This is a genomic window from Aeromonas popoffii (assembly GCF_000820025.1).
Classification (GTDB): domain Bacteria; phylum Pseudomonadota; class Gammaproteobacteria; order Enterobacterales; family Aeromonadaceae; genus Aeromonas; species Aeromonas popoffii.
This window is the reverse complement of the sequence record NZ_CDBI01000040.1, coordinates 11,741-12,556: the sequence shown is the minus strand read 5'-3', so window position 1 is coordinate 12,556 and position 816 is coordinate 11,741. Positions and strand designations below refer to the sequence as shown.

The 816-nt window shown below is 64.3% G+C and carries 1 protein-coding gene; it reads right to left on the bottom strand.

Annotated elements, in window-relative coordinates:
• A partial coding sequence (locus BN1129_RS22385) for an endonuclease/exonuclease/phosphatase family protein (RefSeq protein ID WP_042035669.1) occupies nt 1-816 on the bottom strand: 816 nt, incomplete at both ends.

Below are 816 nucleotides of genomic sequence, written 5' to 3'. Positions count from 1 at the left end.
CCAGCCGGTGATCCGAGCTCACGCCCTTGGCGATGCCCAGCTTGGCGTCGTACACCAGGTGGTAGCCGGGCTCGAAGCTGGCTGGCCAGAACACGCCGGAGGCGACCGCGTTCAGGTTGGCGGAGGGCAGCAGGTGATCGAGCTGCAGGCCGCTGCTGCTGGTGATGCGCTCCGGGGTGGGGCGGTTGTTGTTGCGCTTGCACTGATCCGGCTGGCTGGCGAGGCACTCGGGGCCGCCCTGGCTGACCGGTATGATGGCGCCGTTGGTGACCGCCTGATTGACCAGCACATGGTTGTGCAGATCCTGAATGGCGGTGAGATCCCCATCGCCAATCTGGGGATCGGCGTTGAGATCCCCGGCGATGACGAATTTGGCACCTTGGGGCAGGCCGCCGGCCTTGCCTGCGTCATCCACCATGTAGCTGGCCGTTTCCACGTAGTCCTGCCAGAAGGCGACTTCGGCGCGGTTGTGTTTGACGTTGTGGCGCGCCGCATTGCCGAAGATGGGCGGAGTCGGGTGGGAGACGAGGAAGTGGATCACCACCTCCTGGTTGCCGCGTTTGATGCGCACCGGCACATCGGCGTGATTCTTGGACGAGAGCGGGAACGCCTGCCAGGCGGCGTCGTCATACCAGGCATCGCCACACTGGCGGCCCGCCGGGATCTTGGCATTGGGGTTGTTGCAGTCGTCGATGACAGGGTTCTGCTCGCCCGGCATCTCCTTCCACTTGAAGTGCTGGAAGGTGCGGATCTGCTTGGTGTCGATAGGGTACTGGGACATGACGGCGAAGGCGTACTGGCCGTGGTAGTTGCCAA